The organism is uncultured Campylobacter sp., from assembly GCF_938031315.1.
Classification (GTDB): Bacteria; Campylobacterota; Campylobacteria; order Campylobacterales; family Campylobacteraceae; genus Campylobacter_B.
This window is the reverse complement of sequence record NZ_CALHHT010000193.1, coordinates 1-1,110: the sequence shown is the minus strand read 5'-3', so window position 1 is coordinate 1,110 and position 1,110 is coordinate 1. Positions and strand designations below refer to the sequence as shown.

General features: G+C 49.5%; 1 protein-coding gene and 1 pseudogene. Both read right to left on the bottom strand.

Features of this window, described 5'->3' with window-relative positions; genetic code table 11:
- Window positions 1-949: NADH-quinone oxidoreductase subunit C (locus Q0236_RS05035; protein ID WP_297915714.1), on the bottom strand; the 949-nt coding region annotated here is incomplete at its 3' end.
- Between the two features lie 3 nt (window positions 950-952).
- Window positions 953-1,110, bottom strand: a pseudogene (locus Q0236_RS13270) (hydrogenase 4 subunit F); the annotation flags it as partial.

Below are 1,110 nucleotides of genomic sequence, written 5' to 3'. Positions count from 1 at the left end.
AGTACTCGCGCACTCTAAAGATATGCATGAAAGCGTTGTAGTTGCCCGTTACTTCACAAGCCAGACCGATATTTAAAAGGTGGCTATGAAGGCGCTCGATCTCAAGGCAGATGACGCGGATAGCCTGCGCGCGAAGCGGAATTTCAAGCTTGATAGCCTTTTCTGCCGCTTCTATACAAGCAATCGCGTGAGCGTAGCCGCAAATTCCGCAGACGCGCTCTGCTAGATAGCCCATCTGATCGTAGTTCATTCTATTTTCGGCTAGCTTTTCCATACCGCGGTGCTGATAAAATAGGCGGTAGTCCGCATCTATAATCTCGTCGCCGTCGCAAAATAGCCTGAAGTGTCCCGGCTCGTCGCTCGTTACGTGAAGCGGTCCAAGCGGGACATCCACTACGCCGTCGCCGGTAGGGAATAAAAACTCCGCCTCCGGCTCATCTTGATGAGAGACCGGATCGGGTCTATAGCGGTAATCCATCGCGTCTTTACGAAGCGGATGAAGACCGTCGGGCCAATCGTCTGCTAAAACTAGGCGGCGTTTATCAGGCAATCCCTCGGCGATTAGGCCGAACATATCGAAGGCCTCTCTCTCATACCATACGCACGCAGGCACGAGCGGAGTAACCGAAGGGAAAGTCGGATCGGAGCCGGGGATTAGAGTCCTGACCGTGATGAAGCACTTATCCTCGGCGGCGAAATCATCCGCCTCGGTCATCTTTGAGCCCTCCATCGAAATGGCGTAGTAAAGCGCGAAATTTCCGTTTAGCTCGCGCTCGTCGTTAGGGATCATCGTGCTTAAAAATCCGCCGATGTCGTAGTAAAGCGTCTTGACCGCAAGGGGCAGATCGTTTCTATCTACTAAAACGGTGATCTGATCCTCAGCTTGGCGGGTTACGTCTAAAATTTTAACTTTAGTCTTTAAAATTTCTATAAATTTATCGCCTCTCATTTTTTAACCTCTCATCATTATTCTAACGCCGTTTTCGACGAGCGACCAGAAATCTTGTACATGCCATACGCCAAAAATTATAATTAAAGCGCAAAGCAGAATTAACGGTAAATTTTCAAACAGGCTCATCTCTTTTGCGTAGACCACCTCGCCTTTAGGCT